The organism is Acinetobacter sp. JADD-222, from assembly GCF_049310645.1.
The window spans coordinates 109943-128687 of record NZ_JBMOWI010000005.1 but is presented as its reverse complement, the minus strand read 5'-3'; the positions used below and the strand labels follow the sequence as shown (position 1 = coordinate 128687).

The 18745-nt window shown below is 38.1% G+C and carries 19 protein-coding genes; 6 read left to right on the top strand and 13 right to left on the bottom strand.

The window, feature by feature from the left end; translation table 11 throughout:
* Nucleotides 1-146: 146 nt before the first annotated feature.
* The gene (locus tag ACO6UW_RS06765) at nt 147-956 is read left to right on the top strand and encodes a M23 family metallopeptidase (RefSeq protein WP_057062483.1); all 810 of its coding nucleotides are present in this window, start codon (nt 147-149) and stop codon (nt 954-956) included.
* Here the strand turns inward: ACO6UW_RS06765 and ACO6UW_RS06760 are convergent.
* The 3 genes from ACO6UW_RS06760 to ACO6UW_RS06750 all read right to left on the bottom strand — a co-directional run bounded on the left by ACO6UW_RS06760 (nt 953) and on the right by ACO6UW_RS06750 (nt 2096).
* Nucleotides 953-1378 (bottom strand): GNAT family N-acetyltransferase, encoded by a 426-nt coding sequence (locus ACO6UW_RS06760; RefSeq protein ID WP_057062482.1) that lies wholly within the window; start codon nt 1376-1378, stop codon nt 953-955. The genes ACO6UW_RS06765 and ACO6UW_RS06760 overlap by 4 nt on opposite strands.
* A gap of 97 nt (nt 1379-1475) precedes the next feature.
* Nucleotides 1476-1898 carry an OsmC family protein gene (locus ACO6UW_RS06755; RefSeq protein WP_002121528.1) on the bottom strand — a complete coding sequence of 141 codons (423 nt, stop codon included), beginning with the start codon at nt 1896-1898 and terminating at the stop codon, nt 1476-1478.
* Between the two features lie 78 nt (nt 1899-1976).
* The gene (locus ACO6UW_RS06750; protein ID WP_002121587.1) at nt 1977-2096 is read right to left on the bottom strand and encodes a hypothetical protein; all 120 of its coding nucleotides are present in this window, start codon (nt 2094-2096) and stop codon (nt 1977-1979) included.
* A 240-nt stretch (nt 2097-2336) separates the two neighbouring features.
* Here ACO6UW_RS06750 and crp point away from each other — a divergent pair, with 240 nt between their 5' ends.
* Nucleotides 2337-3044 (top strand): cAMP-activated global transcriptional regulator CRP, encoded by a 708-nt coding sequence (gene crp / locus ACO6UW_RS06745; RefSeq protein ID WP_005070320.1) that lies wholly within the window; start codon nt 2337-2339, stop codon nt 3042-3044.
* A gap of 159 nt (nt 3045-3203) precedes the next feature.
* Nucleotides 3204-4253: an NADP(H)-dependent aldo-keto reductase gene (locus tag ACO6UW_RS06740; RefSeq protein WP_057076950.1), complete on the top strand. Its 1050-nt coding sequence runs from the start codon at nt 3204-3206 to the stop codon at nt 4251-4253.
* Between the two features lie 54 nt (nt 4254-4307).
* Here ACO6UW_RS06740 and ACO6UW_RS06735 read toward each other — a convergent pair whose 3' ends face one another.
* The 5 genes from ACO6UW_RS06735 to ACO6UW_RS06715 form a co-directional block, all read right to left on the bottom strand.
* Entirely contained in the window at nt 4308-5087 is a 780-nt protein-coding gene (locus tag ACO6UW_RS06735) for a M48 family metallopeptidase (RefSeq protein WP_002121572.1), read from the bottom strand.
* Nucleotides 5088-5202: 115 nt separating this feature from the next.
* A complete protein-coding gene (locus tag ACO6UW_RS06730) occupies nt 5203-5520 on the bottom strand; it encodes a hypothetical protein (RefSeq protein WP_057062480.1) in 318 nt (105 codons plus the stop codon).
* 122 nt (nt 5521-5642) lie between these two features.
* Entirely contained in the window at nt 5643-6962 is a 1320-nt protein-coding gene (locus ACO6UW_RS06725) for an adenylosuccinate synthase (RefSeq protein ID WP_057062479.1), read from the bottom strand.
* 63 nt (nt 6963-7025) lie between these two features.
* The gene (locus tag ACO6UW_RS06720) at nt 7026-8192 is read right to left on the bottom strand and encodes an ATP phosphoribosyltransferase regulatory subunit (RefSeq protein ID WP_057062478.1); all 1167 of its coding nucleotides are present in this window, start codon (nt 8190-8192) and stop codon (nt 7026-7028) included.
* Between the two features lie 311 nt (nt 8193-8503).
* Nucleotides 8504-9523 carry a type I glyceraldehyde-3-phosphate dehydrogenase gene (locus ACO6UW_RS06715; RefSeq protein WP_057062477.1) on the bottom strand — a complete coding sequence of 340 codons (1020 nt, stop codon included), beginning with the start codon at nt 9521-9523 and terminating at the stop codon, nt 8504-8506.
* A 270-nt stretch (nt 9524-9793) separates the two neighbouring features.
* Here ACO6UW_RS06715 and alaS point away from each other — a divergent pair, with 270 nt between their 5' ends.
* Together alaS and ACO6UW_RS06705 are read left to right on the top strand one after the other, a co-directional pair.
* On the top strand, nt 9794-12430 hold the full coding sequence (alaS, locus tag ACO6UW_RS06710; RefSeq protein ID WP_057062476.1) for an alanine--tRNA ligase: 2637 nt from the start codon (nt 9794-9796) through the stop codon (nt 12428-12430).
* Between the two features lie 286 nt (nt 12431-12716).
* On the top strand, nt 12717-13919 hold the full coding sequence (locus ACO6UW_RS06705; RefSeq protein WP_068551110.1) for a tyrosine-type recombinase/integrase: 1203 nt from the start codon (nt 12717-12719) through the stop codon (nt 13917-13919).
* 258 nt (nt 13920-14177) lie between these two features.
* On the opposite strand, the gene ACO6UW_RS06700 is transcribed toward ACO6UW_RS06705, so the two are convergent.
* Nucleotides 14178-15824 carry a phosphoethanolamine--lipid A transferase gene (locus ACO6UW_RS06700; RefSeq protein WP_348891843.1) on the bottom strand — a complete coding sequence of 549 codons (1647 nt, stop codon included), beginning with the start codon at nt 15822-15824 and terminating at the stop codon, nt 14178-14180.
* Nucleotides 15825-16002: 178 nt separating this feature from the next.
* Here ACO6UW_RS06700 and ACO6UW_RS06695 point away from each other — a divergent pair, with 178 nt between their 5' ends.
* Nucleotides 16003-16776, top strand: a complete 774-nt coding sequence (locus ACO6UW_RS06695) for a hypothetical protein (protein ID WP_068551112.1) — start codon at nt 16003-16005, stop codon at nt 16774-16776.
* A 114-nt stretch (nt 16777-16890) separates the two neighbouring features.
* On the opposite strand, the gene ACO6UW_RS06690 is transcribed toward ACO6UW_RS06695, so the two are convergent.
* From ACO6UW_RS06690 to ACO6UW_RS06675, 4 genes are all read right to left on the bottom strand, one after another.
* Complete coding sequence (locus tag ACO6UW_RS06690) at nt 16891-17388, bottom strand: hypothetical protein (RefSeq protein ID WP_068551113.1); 498 nt, start codon at nt 17386-17388, stop codon at nt 16891-16893.
* A gap of 246 nt (nt 17389-17634) precedes the next feature.
* Complete coding sequence (locus tag ACO6UW_RS06685; protein ID WP_068551114.1) at nt 17635-18177, bottom strand: glycoside hydrolase family 108 protein; 543 nt, start codon at nt 18175-18177, stop codon at nt 17635-17637.
* Between the two features lie 57 nt (nt 18178-18234).
* Nucleotides 18235-18456: a hypothetical protein gene (locus ACO6UW_RS06680; protein WP_032052311.1), complete on the bottom strand. Its 222-nt coding sequence runs from the start codon at nt 18454-18456 to the stop codon at nt 18235-18237.
* Nucleotides 18449-18730 (bottom strand): phage holin, encoded by a 282-nt coding sequence (locus ACO6UW_RS06675; RefSeq protein WP_032052310.1) that lies wholly within the window; start codon nt 18728-18730, stop codon nt 18449-18451. The genes ACO6UW_RS06680 and ACO6UW_RS06675 overlap by 8 nt, the downstream gene beginning before the upstream one ends.
* Between the last annotated feature and the right edge of the window lie 15 nt (nt 18731-18745).

Below are 18745 nucleotides of genomic sequence, written 5' to 3'. Positions count from 1 at the left end.
AGTACAGTTCAGCTACATTTTATTAAAATGCTTTAATATTTAGATTCATGCTTATTCTTCATACGCTTTTCACAAAGTCTTCATTGAGAATTTAGTAATTAAGCTTTAGTTTATCTTGCTAGTTTCCTACTCGTTTTGAAATGAAAATGCACTTTAAACATATTATATTAACAACAACTTGTCTTTTTACTTCGGCACTGGCAATCGCTCAGCTTCCACAAGACTCTAGACGACCTGGTGGAATTGCAGTTATTCCTCTAAGTACTGATATTACTCAGGTCACTTTTCAACAAAAGCCTGTTTTAATTAGCCAAGAAGGTCAGCAGCGTTATGCCGTACTTGGCATTCCATTATCTACTCCAATCGGCAGTATTCAACTCGACACAAATAAAGCCCCGATTCAAATAGAAGTTAAGTCTTATCCTTACGCAGAACAACGGATTAAAGTCACGAACCAAGATTATGTGAACCCTAACCAAAGTCAATTAGACCGCTACGCTCAAGAAGCAAAAGAACAAAATGATGTGTATACCTCATTTACACAGAGCTCATGGCAAACCCTACCTACATTTATACGCCCGACTTCAGGGAAATTTAGCAACTCTTTTGGAAGAAAACGCTTCTTTAACGGCGAGGAACGCGCGCCTCACTCAGGTCTAGATATTCCTGCGCCAGTAGGACAAAAAGTTGTTGCTCCCGCAGATGGTGTGGTTATCCAAACTGGATCTTATTTTTTTAATGGACAAACCGTGTTGATTGATCATGGCCAAGGCTTAGTCAGCATGTTCTGCCATTTAAGCGCAATTAAGGTAGAGAAAGGCCAACATATCCGCCAAGGAGAAACACTAGGTTTAGTAGGCAAAACAGGACGCGTGACAGGCCCTCATCTGCATTGGGGCATGAGCCTTAATAATGCTCGGGTAGATCCTCAGCTTTTTCTAAATACAGCTCGTTAATTTAAAGCTTTACGAAAATACTTTGGCGCTTCGACATAGCCTTCTCTTAGGTAAAATTGATGTGCCAAAGGTCTTTGCATTCCTGAATGCAGTTCCATTCGATCACACCCTCGGCGTCTGGCTTGTTGCTCAGCCTCCTTTACGAGTAAATGCCCTACACCTTTGCTACGCATATTCTCATCAACACACAGATAGCATATTTTGGCAAAGTCACCTTGTAAGGCAATTTGCGGAATAAAGTAGAGAGATAAAAAACCATAAATTTTACCCCTCTCTTCAGCAATCAAAATTTGTGAATTAGAGTCATTATGGAGTATCTCAAATTTTTCTTGAATAAGAGCAAGAGGCTGTGGGTATCCCATCTGTTTAAGTAGATCACATATGGCTTGAGTATCTTCTGATTTAGTAGAACGAATATTCACCTTTCTTCTCTCTATTATTTTTTAGTTATTTTTGACAATAAAAAAAGCCAACTCTCATGTCAGCTTTTTTTTTAATTTCTAGCTATCAAAAAATGCCTTATTCCGCTTCAATAATTTCGAAGTCATGTGTAATTTCTACACCACCATCGGAAAGCATTTTACTCGCTGAACAATATTTCTCGGCAGACAATTCAACTGCTTTTGCAACCTGCTTTTCTTTCACAGCTTTACCAGTTACCACAAAATGTAAGTGGATTTTAGTAAAGACAGCCGGAATTGCGTCAGCGCGCTCAGCTTTTAAATTACATACAACATTCGTCACATCTTGGCGAGATTTCTTTAAAATAGTCACAATATCAAACGAAGCACACCCACCAAGTCCCATTAATATCAGTTCCATAGGACGTGGACCACGGTTTTCACCACCATACTCAGGTGAGCCGTCCATGATGACACTATGCCCACTATCCGATTTCGCTTCAAAAGCAACATTCTCTAGCCAATGTACACTTGTTTGCATTGCAACTACCCAAAAAAAATTATAAATTTAAGCAGGGTCTGTTGACATTTCATCTATGGATTGCGTTATAGCTAAAAATTAATCCAAATAAGACGCAAAACCCAGACAATGGCAATCCTTTGTCCAGTTTTGTAATAAAGTTTGTGAAATTTCAGCCATAATCTGAGTTGCAATTAAAGCAGCGCAGGCATAGCGCAAGACCAAGTTATTTTGTACGTTCCGTTGTTAAGATCTATTTATTTAGAATGGCTAAATTTCATAGTTCTTATTTGGTACGTCTAAAAGAATTGTCTTATGTTGCAACCATCTGTGAAATGTCAACAGGCCCTTGTTTTGTACACTAACATAAAATGAGTTGATAAGGAATTTCATCTCTTCTGTGTAATAGCTCATCTCGAGCTTGTGTGAATTGTTTACCCTATTCGGAACATATTAAGCATGACTTCAAATTTTTCACAACTCAGCACAGATGCTTTATCTCCGGGGCAACTACCTGAATCCGTTAAAGCATTGTTAAAACGTGCTCACATCAACAGATATCCAAAACGAACCACAATTGTTGATGCCGGAACAGAGTCAAAATCTTTATATTTAATTTTAAAAGGCTCAGTTTCAATTATTTTACGTGAAGATGATGAACGTGAAATTGTTGTTGCGTATTTAAATCCGGGCGATTTCTTTGGGGAAATGGGGCTTTTCGAACCGAACCCTCAACGTACAGCCGAAGTTCGTACTCGCGATGTCTGTGAAATTGCAGAGATCTCTTATGACAACTTCCACGAACTTAGCAAACAATACCCAGACTTAAGCTATGCTGTTTTTGCACAATTAGTTCGCCGTCTAAAAAATACGACTCGTAAAATGACAGATCTTGCGTTCATTGATGTGTCTGGTCGTATTGCACGTTGCTTAATCGATCTATCTTCTCAACCAGAAGCAATGATTTTGCCGAATGGTCGTCAAATTCGTATTACTCGTCAAGAAATTGGCCGTATTGTTGGATGTTCACGTGAGATGGTTGGCCGTGTACTCAAAACCTTAGAAGATCAAGGTATGATCCAAACTGATGGTAAAGCCATTCTTATTTTTGATGCATCATTAGAAGAAAACACTGTTTCTGATGATGACTACGACGATGAAGAATAATATTCATTAAATTTTTAATAAAAAGCAAACTTCGGTTTGCTTTTTTTATATGCAACAATGAGTTAATACACAAAACTTACAAACTATTCTAATTTTATGATTTAAGTTGAATACATATTCTCCGTTAGGCTAACTCAAAATTTCCAAGGATTCCGCTGTATGCAATTTAACCCACTTAGTCGCACAGGCCTTAAACTTCCAGAAATTTGTTTAGGTACCATGACATTTGGTGAGCAAAACTCCCAACAAGAAGCTTTTGAACAACTCAATTACGCCTTGGCCAATGGTTTATATTTTTGGGATACGGCAGAGATGTATTCCGTTCCACCAAAACCTGAAACTTATGGCGCAACTGAAACAATTATTGGCAATTGGTTTGCCCAAAATGGACAACGTGACAAAGTCTTTCTCGCATCTAAAATTGCAGGTCTGGGCTTTGGAGGAACACACATCCGAGAAGGCAATACACGCTTTAACAGTGACCATATTGCTAAAGCTCTAGATGGATCACTTAAACGCCTCCAAACGGACTATATCGACCTTTATCAACTGCATTGGCCTGAACGTCATACCAACTTTTTTGGTACGCTCGCTTATGGCAATCAGCAAGCTGAAAATGATTACGACACAACACCTCTAGAAGAAACCTTACTTGCTCTACAAGAAGAGATTAATCGCGGGCGCATTCGCTATATTGGTTTATCAAATGAAACCCCGTGGGGCACCATGAAGTTTTTACATTTGGCCGAAAAGCTAGGTGTCAGTAAATTCGTAAGTGTTCAAAACCCTTATAGTCTTCTTAACCGTACTTATGAAATAGGTATGTCAGAGATTGCTAAATATGAGGATGTCGGCTTGCTCGCCTATTCTCCTCTGGCTTTTGGTTACCTAACTGGCAAGTTTAGAAATGGTGCACGTCCCGCTAATGCTCGTGTGACACTATTCCCTCGCTTTAGCCGCTACAGTAACCCTCAAAGTGAGTGGGCAACTGAACAATATGCACAGCTAGCAGAAAAGCATGGACTAAGCTTAACTCAGATGGCCTTAGCTTTTATTAAACAACAGTTCTTTGTGACCAGCACAATTATTGGTGCCACTAATTTAGATCAACTCAAAGAAAATATTCAGGCATTTGAGATTGAATTACCAAGTGAAGTTCTAAAAGGTATTGAGGCCATCCATACTCAACAGCCCAACCCTGCTCCTTAAATAAAAAACGGATGCTTAAGCATCCGTTTTCTTTATCTATATAAAATTTACATCTTATTTACGGCTATTATAAACTGCCATTGCCGCAGGTAAGTTTTTACGCATATCACCAATACGTTGTGAGTTAGATGGGTGAGTAGACAAGAAGGATGAACCACCGCCACCTTCAAGCTTATTCATTTTTTCCCAAAGCGTAATCGCTGCATTTGGATTATAGCCTGCACGCGCCATCAACATTAAACCACCTTGGTCAGCACGACTTTCCAAGCTACGAGAATATGGTAAACCCACACCCACTTGTGTACCTAACTGAGCAGCAGCAGTACCGAGTTGGCCTACATTATTACCCGCATAGCTTAAACCGATACCTAGAGCTAAATCAGTTAAAGCTTGTGCACCAATTTTACTTTTCGCATGCTCTTCTAAAGCATGTGTCATTTCATGTCCCATAACAGCTGCAATTTCAGCATCTGTCAGGTTCAATTTATTCACAATACCTGTATAGAACACTACCTTGCCACCAGGTGCAACGTAAGCATTAATCGTATCTGATTTCAACACCGCTAACTGCCAGCTAAATGGTTGACCAGTCTGATTCATCTGGTTAGCATATGGTTTTAAACGGTTGAATACAGCATTAATACGGTTATATGTACTAGAGCTTGTATCGAGAGCACCCTTACCACGTGCTTCCTGCACCATCTTATTAAAACCTTGAGCAGATTGAGCATTTAAGGTTGCAGTATCTGCACCAGCCATGTCCGCTACTGTTGCACAGCCAGAAATGGTCATCACACTTGCTGCACACAAGCTTAAAAAGAGTTTTTTATTCATAACACGGATCACCTAAATCGATAAAAAGCTGTTTATTCTTTTGCACTTATTATAAGAAATACCACTCATGCTTTGAATGTCTCATTTCTTCATGATCATAGTATTTATGTAACGATCAAGTAGATAAAGTCATCAAATAAATCCAGAAAATTAAACAGATTACATTTAAACCCAGATAAACATGACTTAAGGTTTTAACTTTCTCTTCAAGATTAGGACTTTCCCGTTTCCAGAGTAAATAACTATTTTGTATGAGTACAACAGGAATTAACACACATGCGAACAAAACCGACAAGCTCATAAAAGCAGTCATAAAGAAATCTTCATGATATTCCTGTCCATAAATAATCAACATCGCCAGCGTGGGTGAACCACCAATAGCAAATAAAAAAGAATAAAAAATTGTTTTTGAAATAGTTGGTTGCAGCTTCATCCTGAGCCCATCCTTCCTTATCTATATATAACGTTTTAATCTGAATCTAATAAAACGAAAACTGCACTTTAGTCGGGTATAAAAAAAGCCCCCTTTCAGGAGGCCTTTTTAATCTTTGCTAATTAAGCAGAGAATGGATGACGTAAAACAATTGTTTCTGCACGATCTGGACCAGTTGAAACGATATCAATCGGACATTCGATTAATTGTTCAATACGCTTAACATAAGCCAAAGCATTTGCTGGTAATTGATCGATACTCGTTAAACCAACAGTCGACTCGCTCCAACCAGGCATAGTTTCATAGATTGGCTTCAAGTATTCAAAAGAAACTGCATCTGAAGAACCTACACAACCTGAATCTGTATTTTCATAACCTACACAGATTTTTACTTCTTCCAAACCATCTAAAACGTCAAGTTTAGTTAAGCAAATACCTGAAAGTGAGTTTACATCTACAGAACGGCGAAGAATTTCAGCATCAAACCAACCACAACGACGTTGACGGCCAGTAGAAGCACCAAATTCATGACCAACTGTACCTAGGTGTTTACCAATCGGATCACCAGAATCAGCCGCTGCGTCGTAAACTAATTCAGTTGGGAATGGACCAGCACCTACACGTGTTGTATAAGCTTTAGTAATACCTAATACATAATCAAGATGTAAAGGTCCCATACCTGAACCAGAGCTTACGCCACCAGCAGTTGTATTTGAACTTGTAACATACGGATAAGTACCGTGGTCGATGTCTAGAAGTGAGCCTTGAGCTCCTTCAAACATTACAGCCTTACCTTCTTTGCGATAGTCATGCAATACTTTAGTCACATCAATCACTAATGGAGCAAGCACTTCACGCCATTGGTTGCAAAGAGCCAATACATCTTCAAATTTAACAGCTTCTACACCGTAGAACTGAGTTAACTGGAAGTTATGTAACTCAAGCATTTCTTGGAGTTTTTCTTCAAGCGCTGCACCACCACGAACAAGGTCAGCAACACGCACTGCACGGCGAGCCACTTTATCTTCGTATGCAGGACCAATACCACGACCTGTAGTACCGATTTTAGCATTACCACGTTTCTTCTCACGTGCCTGATCAAGTGCAATGTGGTTAGGCAAAATGAGTGGACAGTTTGGAGAAATACGCAGACGTTCTTTAACAGGAACACCTTCCGCTTCCAAAATTCCCATTTCTTCAATTAACGCGGCTGGTGAAAGTACTACACCATTACCAATTAAGCACAATACGTTTTCACGTAAAATGCCTGATGGAATGAGGTGCAATACAGTCTTTTTACCACCTACGACAAGAGTATGACCTGCGTTATGTCCGCCTTGATAACGTACTACCGCAGCCGCCTGATCTGTGAGCAGGTCGACGATTTTACCTTTACCTTCGTCGCCCCATTGGGTACCAAGTACCACAACATTTTTGCCCATAATAGCCTCATTACATCATGCTGTTAAAATTGGAAACCACCAGTAAAAATTTACCGTTGGCGATTAAATCTTTTCAATATTCCATTGTCCATTTTGCGACACGAGTTGATGGGTCGCATATGGAATAGAACTTAAATCATCATTACCTAACAATTGAACGACACGTAAACCTTGAGCACGTGCATTCGAAATTGCTGAGAGTAAATCCTGTTCTGAGCCTTTTGGAGCAACAACAGTTTCGATTTCAGCGAACTGATTTGCACCTAGGGCATATAAATCACAACTAAAGCCAGTAGCAGGACGTGCGCGGCCAAAGTGCTCACCAATACCATCATAACGACCACCCTGCGCTAAAGGCGCAGCACGGTTCGGTGCATAGACCGCATACATTAAGCCAGTGTGATAGTGATAACTACGGAGCTCCACAACATCAATACCGATATTGAGATTTGGCCAACGGCCTTTAATTTGCGCAAGTGTTGTTTTAAGTGCATCTAATGCTGACTTAAATTCAGCATCTTGTAAGATGTTTGCACTTAAATTCACCTGTAATGCTTCTAGATCACTAGAATAACGGCCAAGTGCATAGAAATCAGAACCCATATTGAGGTTTTGAGTAAATTCAGCTAACTCTGGTAACGCTTTTCTTTGATAAAGATCTGAAAGCTCATGCTCTTCATTTTTTGACAGTCCAGCACATTTTACTAAACTGCGGAACAACCCTACATGGCCCAAATCTAAATGCGCGCCTTGTAAAGTATAGATGTTTTCGATCAACCCCAGCATAACATCGACCATTTCGACATCAGCTTCGATACTGTCATGCCCGTATAACTCTGCACCTAATTGTAGAGGTGCACGTGTGGCATTAAAATTTTGTGGTTTAGTATGTAATACAGTCCCTGAATAACAGTAACGTGCAACACCTTCAACTGGTCTTACATGTGCATCGATACGTGCAACTTGTGGCGTCATATCAGCACGAACACCGAGTAAACGGCCTGAGAGCTGATCAATGACCTTAAAAGTTACTAAATCTAAGTCTTGATTTGATTCTGATAATGAAGACAACGATTCGATGTATTCGATAAATGGTGTATATACCAATTGATAACCTCGTACCGCGAGGAAATCTAAAGCTTCACGGCGAAGTTTTTCAATGACTTGCGCCTGTTCCGGCAATACATCTGCTACCCCGTCAGGCAGCAACCATGTCTCTGAAATGGTCATATTTCAAGCCTAAAATCTGATCAACGTGGAACGACCCCACATAAAAAAATCGGGAACACACCCGATTTCTCTTAGTGTAGCATGATACTTTGTGCCATGCACCTGACAATTTGCATAAATCTTTCTTAATAAACTCTAAAGTCAAAAAGAAGATTTTATGAATTAATAATAATATTCAATACTTTATTCTCATTCACTCATATCATAGACAAAAGTTCTTCGACCAAAGAGTGGGCCAATATCTGAGCTATCTCCTTGTTGCCAGTTAACCAGATTTAATCTTTGAATAGCTTTCTTAAGGTATTTTAAATTTAGAAAGAATCACACAGATCCAATAAACGATTTGCATAGCCCCATTCATTATCGTACCAAGCGAATACTTTAGCTTGATGCCCTACAACCATAGTTTGAGTTAAATCAACAATGAGTGAATAAGGTGAATGATTGAAATCACTCGAAACTAATGGCTCATCTGTTACCGCCATAATTTCCGCATAATCTGTTTGAGAAGCTTTAATCAGCAATTCATTAATGCGATGCACAGTAATTGGAGATTGCGCGATAAAAGTTAAGTCAATTGCCGCCACATTAATAGTTGGTACCCGAATTGAATAACCATCAATACGGTCTTCCATTTTAGGCATAACACGTTTTAATGCACCGAGTGCACTAGATGTGGTCGGGATAATATTTTGCCCTGAAGCTCGAGCACGACGTAAATCACGATGTGCGTGGTCAAGAACAGATTGATCTGCTGTCACTGCATGAATTTCTGTCATAAGCGCAGTTTCAATACCGAAAGCATCATCAATAATTTTTACTAATGGAACCAAAGCCTGCGTAGTACATGAAACACTTGATATGATCTGATCAGTCACTTTGACTTCATTGTGGTTCACACCATAAACAATGGCTGCGTCAACATGATCAAAAGGTGCTGCCCCAATAATAACCCGCTTCGCCCCTGCTTGTAGATGACGTGTTGCATCCGCATGAGAACGGAACAGTCCTGTACACTCAAGTACCACATCAATATCTAAACTAGACCATGGTAAAAGTTCAGGTTGTTTCTGCTTTAAAACCTCAACTTTTAGCGTTCGTTGATTTGACTGAATATTCAAAAAAACTTTTTCATTTTCAATGAATATATCTACATTTCCATTGAAGCGGCCGTGCGTAGAATCATATTTAAATAAATGCACTAATGTCTGGACATCTGCTATATCGTTAATCGCCACGATTTCAAAATGAAATTGTTTTGGGCTTTCGAACCAGGCGCGTAAAACATTACGTCCAATCCGACCAAACCCATTAATGGCGATACGTTGCATGACCTATCCTTATCAACAAAACTACAAACTAAAGAAGGCATATAGTAAAGCACGTCAAGGCCAATTGAATATAGATTTTTAGCCAAATCACAGTTTTGTAAGATATTCCTTTTAAAATCGTTGGTTCGGTGGGGTTTTTCCGCTACAATTTAGCGTTTTTAAAAAATAAGCCCCGTATCACATGCTAAGGTTTGGCATAAAACAAACAGGCATTGATACATTTAGCCAAATTCGAAAATATGGAGTGACTTGGTTGTGAGTACTCGTTTAATGACATCTGCTGAAATTCGTGAAGCATTTTTGCGCTACTTTGAAACGCAAGGGCATACACGTGTCGCGTCGAGTTCTCTTGTTCCTGCCAACGACCCAACTTTATTATTTACAAATGCTGGGATGAACCAGTTTAAAGACTGCTTTTTAGGTCTTGAGAAACGTGACTATGTGCGTGCAACTACATCTCAAAAATGTGTACGCGCTGGCGGTAAACACAATGACTTAGACAACGTTGGCTACACTGCACGTCACCATACATTCTTTGAAATGTTAGGTAATTTCTCATTCGGTGATTATTTCAAACGTGATGCGCTTAAATTCGCATGGGAATTTTTAACCAGCGAACAATGGCTTGCTTTACCAAAAGATAAACTTTATGCCACGGTTTACCACACCGATGACGAAGCTTACGACATCTGGAACAAAGAAATCGGTTTAGCGCCAGAACGTATTATCCGTATTGGTGATAATAAAGGCGAAAAATACGCATCTGATAACTTCTGGGCAATGGGTGATACTGGCCCATGCGGTCCATGTTCTGAGATTTTCTTTGACCATGGTGATCACATCTGGGGTGGTTTACCAGGCTCACCTGAAGAAGACGGTGACCGTTTCATTGAAATCTGGAACAACGTTTTCATGCAGTTTAACCGTACTGCTGACGGCGTGCTTCACCCTCTCCCTGCTCCGTCTGTTGATACAGGTATGGGCTTAGAGCGTATCTCTGCTGTATTGCAACATGTTAATTCAAACTATGATATTGACCTGTTCCAACACCTATTAAAAGCTGCTGCCAACATTATCGGTATTGAAGACCAAGGTCAGCCTTCTTTACGTGTTGTTGCAGACCATGCACGTTCATGCTGTTTCCTCATTGCTGACGGTGTAAATCCAAGTAATGAAGGTCGCGGTTATGTACTTCGCCGTATTATCCGTCGCGCTGTTCGTCACGGAAATAAACTTGGTGCAACTGGTACGTTCTTCTACAAAATGTTGCAACCTTTAATTGAAGTTATGGGTGATGCATATCCAGAGCTTGCAGCTCGTAAAGATGTGATTGAAGCAACTTTAATTCGTGAAGAAGAACAGTTTGCAAAAACACTTGAGCAAGGCTTGAAACTACTCGAAGGTGAGCTTGCTCAATTAAAAGATAAAACGATTCCTGGTGCGACTGTATTTAAACTTTACGACACCTATGGTTTCCCGACAGACTTAACTGCTGATATTGCACGTGAACGTGACTTTATTATTGATGAAGCTGGTTTTGAAGTAGAAATGGCAGCACAACGTCAACGTGCTCGTGATGCTGGTAAGTTTGCTGTTGACTATAACAACATTGTAAAAGTTGAAGGCGAAACTCAGTTTGACGGTTACATCAATACCACTGGTCAAGGTCAAATTGTAGCGATCTATAAAGATGGTGTACAAGTTGACGAAGTTTCTGAAGGTGATGAAGCGCTTATCGTTTTAAACCAAACTCCTTTCTATGCTGAAAGTGGTGGTCAAATTGGCGATACTGGTATTTTCAAAAATGAAACTGGTATTTTTGAAGTTCAAGATACTAAAAAGTCAGGCGGTGCCTTTGTTCATCAAGGTATTGTGACCGTTGGTAGCCTTAAAGCAGATCAAAATGTTGAAGCGATTGTTAAAGCAGACATTCGTGAAGCAACTGCACGTAACCACTCTGCAACTCATCTATTACATGCTGCCCTTCGTCAAATCTTAGGTTCACATGTACAACAAAAAGGTTCTTTAGTTGCAAGCGATATCTTACGTTTCGACTTTGCTAATGACCAACCTGTAACTTTTGAACAGTTACAACAAGTTGAGCGCTTAGTGAATGCAGAAATTATTGCAAATAGTGCTGTAACAACCGAACTTCTTGATATCGAGGCTGCAAAAGCTAAAGGTGCCATGATGTTGTTCGGTGAAAAATATGGTGATGAAGTACGTGTACTTTCTATGGGTTCAATTATTGATGAGAAAAACTTCTCAATTGAACTTTGTGGTGGTATCCACGTTAAACGTACAGGTGATATTGGTTTATTCAAAATCACTTCTGAAGGTGGTGTAGCTGCTGGTGTACGTCGTATTGAAGCTGTTACAGGTACTAAAGCGCTAGATGTAGTACAAAAAACTGATGCTGATATCCAGCACATTAATAGCTTATTAAAAGCACAGAAAGACCAAACTGTTGAGCGTGTACAAGCCAATGTTGAATTGGTTTCTGCATTACAAAAGCAGATTGAACAGCTCAATCAGAAATTGGCAAACTTCCAAGCGTCAGAATTGATTGATCAGGTACAAACCATTGCTGGTCGTCAAACGCTTATTACCACTGTTCAAGGTGTAGATGCAAAATCACTTCGCAACTTACACGACAGTGTTAAATCGAAATTAGAGAATGCAGTTATTGTTTTAGCTGGTGTAGAGGGTGACAAAGTTAGCCTACTTGCTTCAGTTGCATCACAATACACTGCAACTCTAAAAGCAGGTGACATCATCAAACATCTAGCAACAGAGTTAGGTGGTAAAGGTGGTGGTAAACCTGACTTAGCACAAGGTGGCGCGCCACTTAACGAGAAGTTTGGACAAGTTATCGCAGCATTACCTGCATGGCTTGAACAAAAATAAGACTTCACTTTTTGTGTAACTGACCCTGAAAAGCCTCTCAGGGTCATGGCTTATATGGAACAACTATGGCATTAATCGTTCAAAAGAATTAATGCCATTTAGCCACTCTAAGACACACCAAGACAAAAACAACAATAAAAGCCTTATTTCTCAATATTTCCATCGTTTTTAATATAGACATACTAAGACATTTTAGGACAGAATAAGTCTCATTAATTATGTACACATTGGTGTACATATTCGCACTTATCTCTTGCTCAACTAAAATTATGTACACAGGTGGACTATGGCTTTAACTGAGGTGTGGCTGAAAGCTAATAACGGCAAGGCACGTGATAAGGTTGAAGAAATAGCAGATCGAGACTCAATGAGTGTCAGAGTCTCACCTAAAGGTAAAATTGTTTTTCAGCTTCGGTACCGTTTTGCTGGAAAAGCCGAACGTTTAGACCTTGGTACCTACCCTCATATCTCTCTCAAAGATGCACGTATAAAAGCTAGTGAAATGCGTTCACTATTAGATAAGGGAATGAATCCTAAAGTTGAGGTTCGTGTACAGCAGCAAAAATACATCGATGCAAGCACATTTGAAGATGTCTTTAATGACTGGTATGAAAGTTATTGTCTAAAGAAAAAGACTTCTGCACAGCAAATTAAAAACACCTTTGAACAACATGTCATCCCTGAAATTGGTGATTTACCAGTTGACCGCATTACTCTGCAACAATGGTTGGCCTTACTTGAAGAATTAGCTGATGATGTACCTTCGATCGCAGATCGGGTATTAACGAATGCAAAACAGGTTCTAAAATGGTCTAAAAAAAGACAATTGCTTGAAGTGAATGTCTTATCCGATATCTATGCTAAAGAAGATCTAGGAATTGAAAGAAATAGAGGTACCAGATTTCTTTCGGATGAAGAAATTAAAATGGTATGGCTGGCTATTGAAGAATCAAACATTTTGCCTAAAAACAAAATTTTCTTAAAACTATGTTTAATGTTTGGTTGTAGAAATGGCGAACTCAGAAAAGCTAAAAAGACTGATTTTGATTTAAATAGAAAAGTCTGGATCGTACCAGTAATCAACAACAAGACTGGTAAGAAAACTGGCCGTGAAATTATTCGCCCTATTTTGCCTGAAATGGAGGGATTAATTGTCGAAGCTTTCGACTATAGCTCATGTGAGTACTTCTTAACAAATGATAGTGAAGAAACTCCGATGAGTCATGGATCATCTAATTCATTGCCTGGTTATTTAATGGAGCGCCTAAGAAGACATCATGACTATTTTATGAAGCATTGGTCCCTTCATGACCTACGAAGAACAGCACGAACTAACTTCAGTGCATTTACATCGCGTGATGTGGCTCAACTCATGATTGGCCATGTAATGTCTGGCGAACAAGGCACATATGATTATTATGAGTACCTACCCCAGCAAACTGAAGCATATGCAAAATGGTTAGAAAAAATTAAATTACTTACTAAATAATTGAGAATTAAGAAATGAAATATTGGGTTTACTTTTATATCGAGCATACAATTAAATATGGTGAACCTTTCTATAAAGAATCTGGGTGGTCTTTGGGTTTTAAGAATAATTATATTGTTGTAAGTTTGATGCATAGCTGACGAAGGTTTATTAAATAATTTTAGAGGGATCTTAAAATGTGTGCTAATTACGAACCAATACATTTTATAAAACGAAACAAGTCTATTTTGCTTCGTTTTATATAAATTAAAAATATATTTATTTACATTGGCTCAACATATCAAGTTTGTTATTTACTACCTTAGTTTTTACATCCAGCAAACTTAACAAACTTGGGAATAAATTATCCTGACTTAACTTTTGTTTAGTTTTTTGGCTTAAACAATTCACTTGAGCAAGATTATGTTGTTTCCAACTTTCAGAGAACCACATAATCATTGGTACATGTGTTTGTTGGCTCGGTGCGATTGCATAAGGTGAACCATGTAAATATAAACCATGTTCTCCGGTTGATTCGCCATGATCAGATAAATACCATAAACCTGTCTGATACTTTGATATTTCTTTTAGAGTATTAATCATTTGGCTTAATACATGGTCTGTATATACAATTGTATTATCATAACTATTTAGCAATTCAGTATGCGAACAGCCCTGTATCGCATTAGTATCACAAGTCGGTTTAAAAGGTTGATATGCCTCAGGTGCACGCTTGTAATATGCAGGTCCATGACTACCCACTTGATGCAGAACAATCAAACGCGGACGATCATCATCTTTGGCAATAGTAGCCAAATACTGCTTTAAGCTGTCAATGAGAATGTCATCATAACATTCGCCATCTTTACACCATTTTTTCTTTAAGTTTTCTGGAATCTGGTATTGTTCAACGCGATCACATACACCTTTACAACCCGAGTTATTATCAATCCAAGTCACTTGGTAACCCGCACGTTTTGCAATATCTAATAAACCTTCGCGGTGACTAGCTAATTGCTCATCATAATCTACACGTGGCATACCCGAGAACATACATGGCACAGAAACGGCTGTCGCCGTACCGCATGAGCTCACTTGCGAAAAGTTGAAAATATCTTGTTTAGAAAGCTCCGGATTCGTATTTTTTGCATACCCATTTAGAGAGAAACTTTCGGCACGTGCCGTTTCACCGACAACAAGTATCATTAACTTAGGGAGGTTCTTTTGTACTTGCTGAACTTGATGAGCATCTTGTCCATATATCACAAGAGGCAGATTTTTCTTCGGAGCCTTCTTATGATAGTAAGACATAAGCGATGAAATACTATTTTGCGGTGAAATCATCCCTTTTAAATCACGATGCTCACGAAATATTGCAGCGAAATCGACATAGTAAGTAAAAAGTAAAACACCGACCACTGCAAATGAAGCTACCAGTGAGAATACTTTCTTCAATAACAACCGTGATGCTTTTTCTTGTTTAAATTTAACTTGAGTAATTAAAAAAATGGGCAAAATAACAAAAAAAACTGTCCATAAAACAAAGCGTAAAGAGATTAGATCGGTAACTTCCGAAACATCGGTCTGCACCATATTTTGAATTTGGTCGGGTGAAATAATGACACCCAATGTATTTACAAAATAAGAGCTAAAACCACCAATAAATATCAATAAAATTGCAAAGATTTTGGCAGTCCATTTCCAATTTATTAATTGAAAAATTAAATTATATGCCGCTATTAAAATAACTAATGTCGCCCCTAAGAAAAGAACTGACTTAATACCATTATAAGGTGTAAGTTGATGGATTTTTTTAAAAAAACCTATATTCAGAAATAAAACTAGCCAGATAGATAAAAGCAAATTAAAATTTAATAGTGTAATATTATTACATATCTCTTTGAATTTTAAAAAATTTACTAGCATTTAAAAACCACTAAATATTAAAAACTCGAAATCTTAGCTAGTAAAACTTAAATAGAAATTAAAAAATGAGCTTAGTAGCCAATAAGAATACAAAGCTATATTATTAAAAACAAATCTTTAAGCTCATCTTAATTTTAAAAATTTATTGTTTGATAAATTTATCATTTGAGACTCTTAGATGAATAATTCAAGTCATGAAATGAGTGAGTATGTAACTAAAGTCCCCCAAGTTACCCTTCTATTCTGGATTACTAAAATCTTCGCAACTACTTTTGGTGAAACTGGCGGAGATAGTTTTTCAATGTCATTGAAACTTGGGTATTTAACTAGTACTTTTATTTTTGCCATAGTTTTTATTATCTTATTGATCTGTCAAATTAAGGCAAAAAGTTATAAACCATATTTATATTGGTTTACCATTATTGCGAGTACAACTGTTGGTACAACATTAGCAGACTTTGTCACTCGATCTTTAGGTATTGGTTATAGTGGAGGAAGTAGCTTACTCCTCGGCTTAGTCATCTTCTCATTATTGGGTTGGTATAAAGTTGAAGGCAGCGTCTCCCCTCATACCGTTAATAAACCTAAATCAGAAGTCTTTTATTGGTTAACAATTACCTTTAGCCAAACTTTGGGTACAGCTCTTGGTGACTGGTCAGCAGATACGATTGGATTAGGCTATAGTGGCGGGATTGCTCTTTTCTCAGCACTCATTTTATTGATGGTGTTTTTGTATAAATTCACTTCTGTTTCACGAACATTTTTATTCTGGAGCACTTTTATTTTAACTCGTCCTTTGGGTGCTGTAGTTGGAGACTTTCTAGATAAGCCCCTTTCCGCTGGAGGTTTAGACTTAAGCCGTTTTGCAGCATCAGGAGTAATATTAGTTGCTATTTTAATATGTATTTATTTTAGTAAAAATAATCAGTTAGGTAATGTAAAAAATGCATAAATTGTAAAAGCTCTCCTCAGAGGGCTTTCACACAAATTCCTACATTCACATTACTGTTGATCGTATGTGCTGTACATCCTAACATTAGAATATACAGCTAGCGAAAACTTAACGTTAACTATATTTACCATTTGGTCCTCTTTTTCCAAAAGCTGGTTTTAGCTCATAAGCTAGATTATCTTCAATCAATTGAAGAATATCTCTACTGACATCATATTCTTTAATATGAATTTGATATTCTCCTTTAAACCAGTTATTTAATCTCAAAGCATAAGTTTTTAAACTACTCACTTTTGTTGTATGTTCTCTTAAACGATTTATTAGATCGTTTATCGAGGAACCTACGTATAAGATTTCTGAAGGACTATTTGGCTTTGCACACCTCATTCGATTTTCACCTTTTAGCCCCTCCTCCTCTCTAAAGGAGATAAAATCATTAAATGTTTTTAAGGGATTACCTCCAATTTCTCGGATAATATATATCGCAGACTTAAAATCCTTAACTTTTTCTATATCAGCTATATTGTCTATAGTTATTTCGCGACTAGGAAAAGCTTTTTTTGCTTCTTCACAATTTGCAATTAATTGGTCTAAGTAATTAAATTTATTCATATAACTTTAAATCTTCAAAAAGACTATTTTATAGAAAATTGTATTTATTTTAAATAAAAGAAGATATTTTTCTTCGATTTAGTATTTTCAATATCGATATTATGAAAGTCCTATTAAAGGGCTTTTACGCAAATTCTAATATTAACCTTACTATTAATTGTATGAGCTGTGCAGCCTGATAGCAGAATGCACAGCAAACCAATTACCCAAGCAAGTTTTGACCGTTTGCGCTGGTACACTTTCATACTATGAAATCCGATTACGGATCCAACCATAAAAGAATTGCTCTTGCGTGGGATTGCGCTCACAAATTTCAATGTAGCGCTGGCCTTGCATGATATTAAGAACTCGCACTAATACTTTCTCGCCATCTTTTCCACGTTTGGCAATATAAATTTTAAGAGCATTTAATGTAGCAGGTCCATAAATTCCGTCGACCGTAAGATCTGGCCAACCTGCTTTACCCTGGTTATTCAATAAGTTTAGTGCACGCTGTAAAAGAGGTTTTGCAAAGCCGGTACCACAATTTACTCCTGTGTCTAATAACTCCTCCGCTACCACTGAAGAAACGGTATTCACCTGATCAAAACGCGGAGCTGTCCAATAGTTTTTGCGATAAATAGACTTGGCGACATCAAGCGGCAAATCTTTCATGTTTCCTTTAAATCCGTTTGCTCGAGCAACTGCTTCAGTAATACCGTATTTAGTTGCACCACCTCGATCAGCAGGGTTATTTACATAACCACCTTCACGCTTGATTAGTTCTTCAAGATATTGTTCGATGTTCATTTCAATTTTCCTCAGATAATAAAAAACCGCCCGAAGGCGGTATTTAAGGTTGAATAGTTACTGATGATTTGAATCTTCAGTTTCTTTCTTTTGTTTATTGGTAGATCCAAAATAGAAGGCAATCACAGCACTTGATAACCCAAGCAACGTGCCTAGTGACACGTTTAATAAATCACGGTTTTTGTCTGGATATTCAATAAAGAACAAGCCAAGAACACAGAGGAATGACATAGCAATTACCATGTATGCCAAATATGTCCGGGTGTTTTCACTACTCATCACCATCACCTTTTAAACGTTTTTTAGTCAGCTCGTATTGCTTTGTTTGAAGCTTATGAATCTCGTCCTTACGCTTCTCATCTCGTTTTTTGAAATAAAGATTTGTTAGGTAGGTTGCTATACCGATTAAGATTGAAAAGACAACGGCCCAATCAATTTTGCCTATTACACCGATCAAGCTGCCTCCTACTACATAGCCATAAGTGAATTTTGTTGCAGTCGCGGCAGCCGTACTTGCAGCTGCTTCTACAACACTATTTGTTTGATCGTTCATGCATGCCTTCCTCCA

Bases quoted from the DNA above. Each gene is read 5' to 3' on its own strand.
- ACO6UW_RS06765 (WP_057062483.1), top strand. From the start codon at position 147: ATGCACTTTAAACATATTATATTAACAACAACTTGTCTTTTTACTTCG.
- ACO6UW_RS06755 (WP_002121528.1), bottom strand. From the start codon at position 1,898: ATGCAAACAAGTGTACATTGGCTAGAGAATGTTGCTTTTGAAGCGAAA.
- crp (WP_005070320.1), top strand. From the start codon at position 2,337: ATGACTTCAAATTTTTCACAACTCAGCACAGATGCTTTATCTCCGGGG.
- ACO6UW_RS06740 (WP_057076950.1), top strand. From the start codon at position 3,204: ATGCAATTTAACCCACTTAGTCGCACAGGCCTTAAACTTCCAGAAATT.
- ACO6UW_RS06735 (WP_002121572.1), bottom strand. From the start codon at position 5,087: ATGAATAAAAAACTCTTTTTAAGCTTGTGTGCAGCAAGTGTGATGACC.
- ACO6UW_RS06730 (WP_057062480.1), bottom strand. From the start codon at position 5,520: ATGAAGCTGCAACCAACTATTTCAAAAACAATTTTTTATTCTTTTTTA.
- ACO6UW_RS06725 (WP_057062479.1), bottom strand. From the start codon at position 6,962: ATGGGCAAAAATGTTGTGGTACTTGGTACCCAATGGGGCGACGAAGGT.
- ACO6UW_RS06720 (WP_057062478.1), bottom strand. From the start codon at position 8,192: ATGACCATTTCAGAGACATGGTTGCTGCCTGACGGGGTAGCAGATGTA.
- ACO6UW_RS06715 (WP_057062477.1), bottom strand. From the start codon at position 9,523: ATGCAACGTATCGCCATTAATGGGTTTGGTCGGATTGGACGTAATGTT.
- alaS (WP_057062476.1), top strand. From the start codon at position 9,794: ATGACATCTGCTGAAATTCGTGAAGCATTTTTGCGCTACTTTGAAACG.
- ACO6UW_RS06705 (WP_068551110.1), top strand. From the start codon at position 12,717: ATGGCTTTAACTGAGGTGTGGCTGAAAGCTAATAACGGCAAGGCACGT.
- ACO6UW_RS06700 (WP_348891843.1), bottom strand. From the start codon at position 15,824: ATGCTAGTAAATTTTTTAAAATTCAAAGAGATATGTAATAATATTACA.
- ACO6UW_RS06695 (WP_068551112.1), top strand. From the start codon at position 16,003: ATGAATAATTCAAGTCATGAAATGAGTGAGTATGTAACTAAAGTCCCC.
- ACO6UW_RS06690 (WP_068551113.1), bottom strand. From the start codon at position 17,388: ATGAATAAATTTAATTACTTAGACCAATTAATTGCAAATTGTGAAGAA.
- ACO6UW_RS06685 (WP_068551114.1), bottom strand. From the start codon at position 18,177: ATGAACATCGAACAATATCTTGAAGAACTAATCAAGCGTGAAGGTGGT.
- ACO6UW_RS06680 (WP_032052311.1), bottom strand. From the start codon at position 18,456: ATGAGTAGTGAAAACACCCGGACATATTTGGCATACATGGTAATTGCT.
- ACO6UW_RS06675 (WP_032052310.1), bottom strand. From the start codon at position 18,730: ATGAACGATCAAACAAATAGTGTTGTAGAAGCAGCTGCAAGTACGGCT.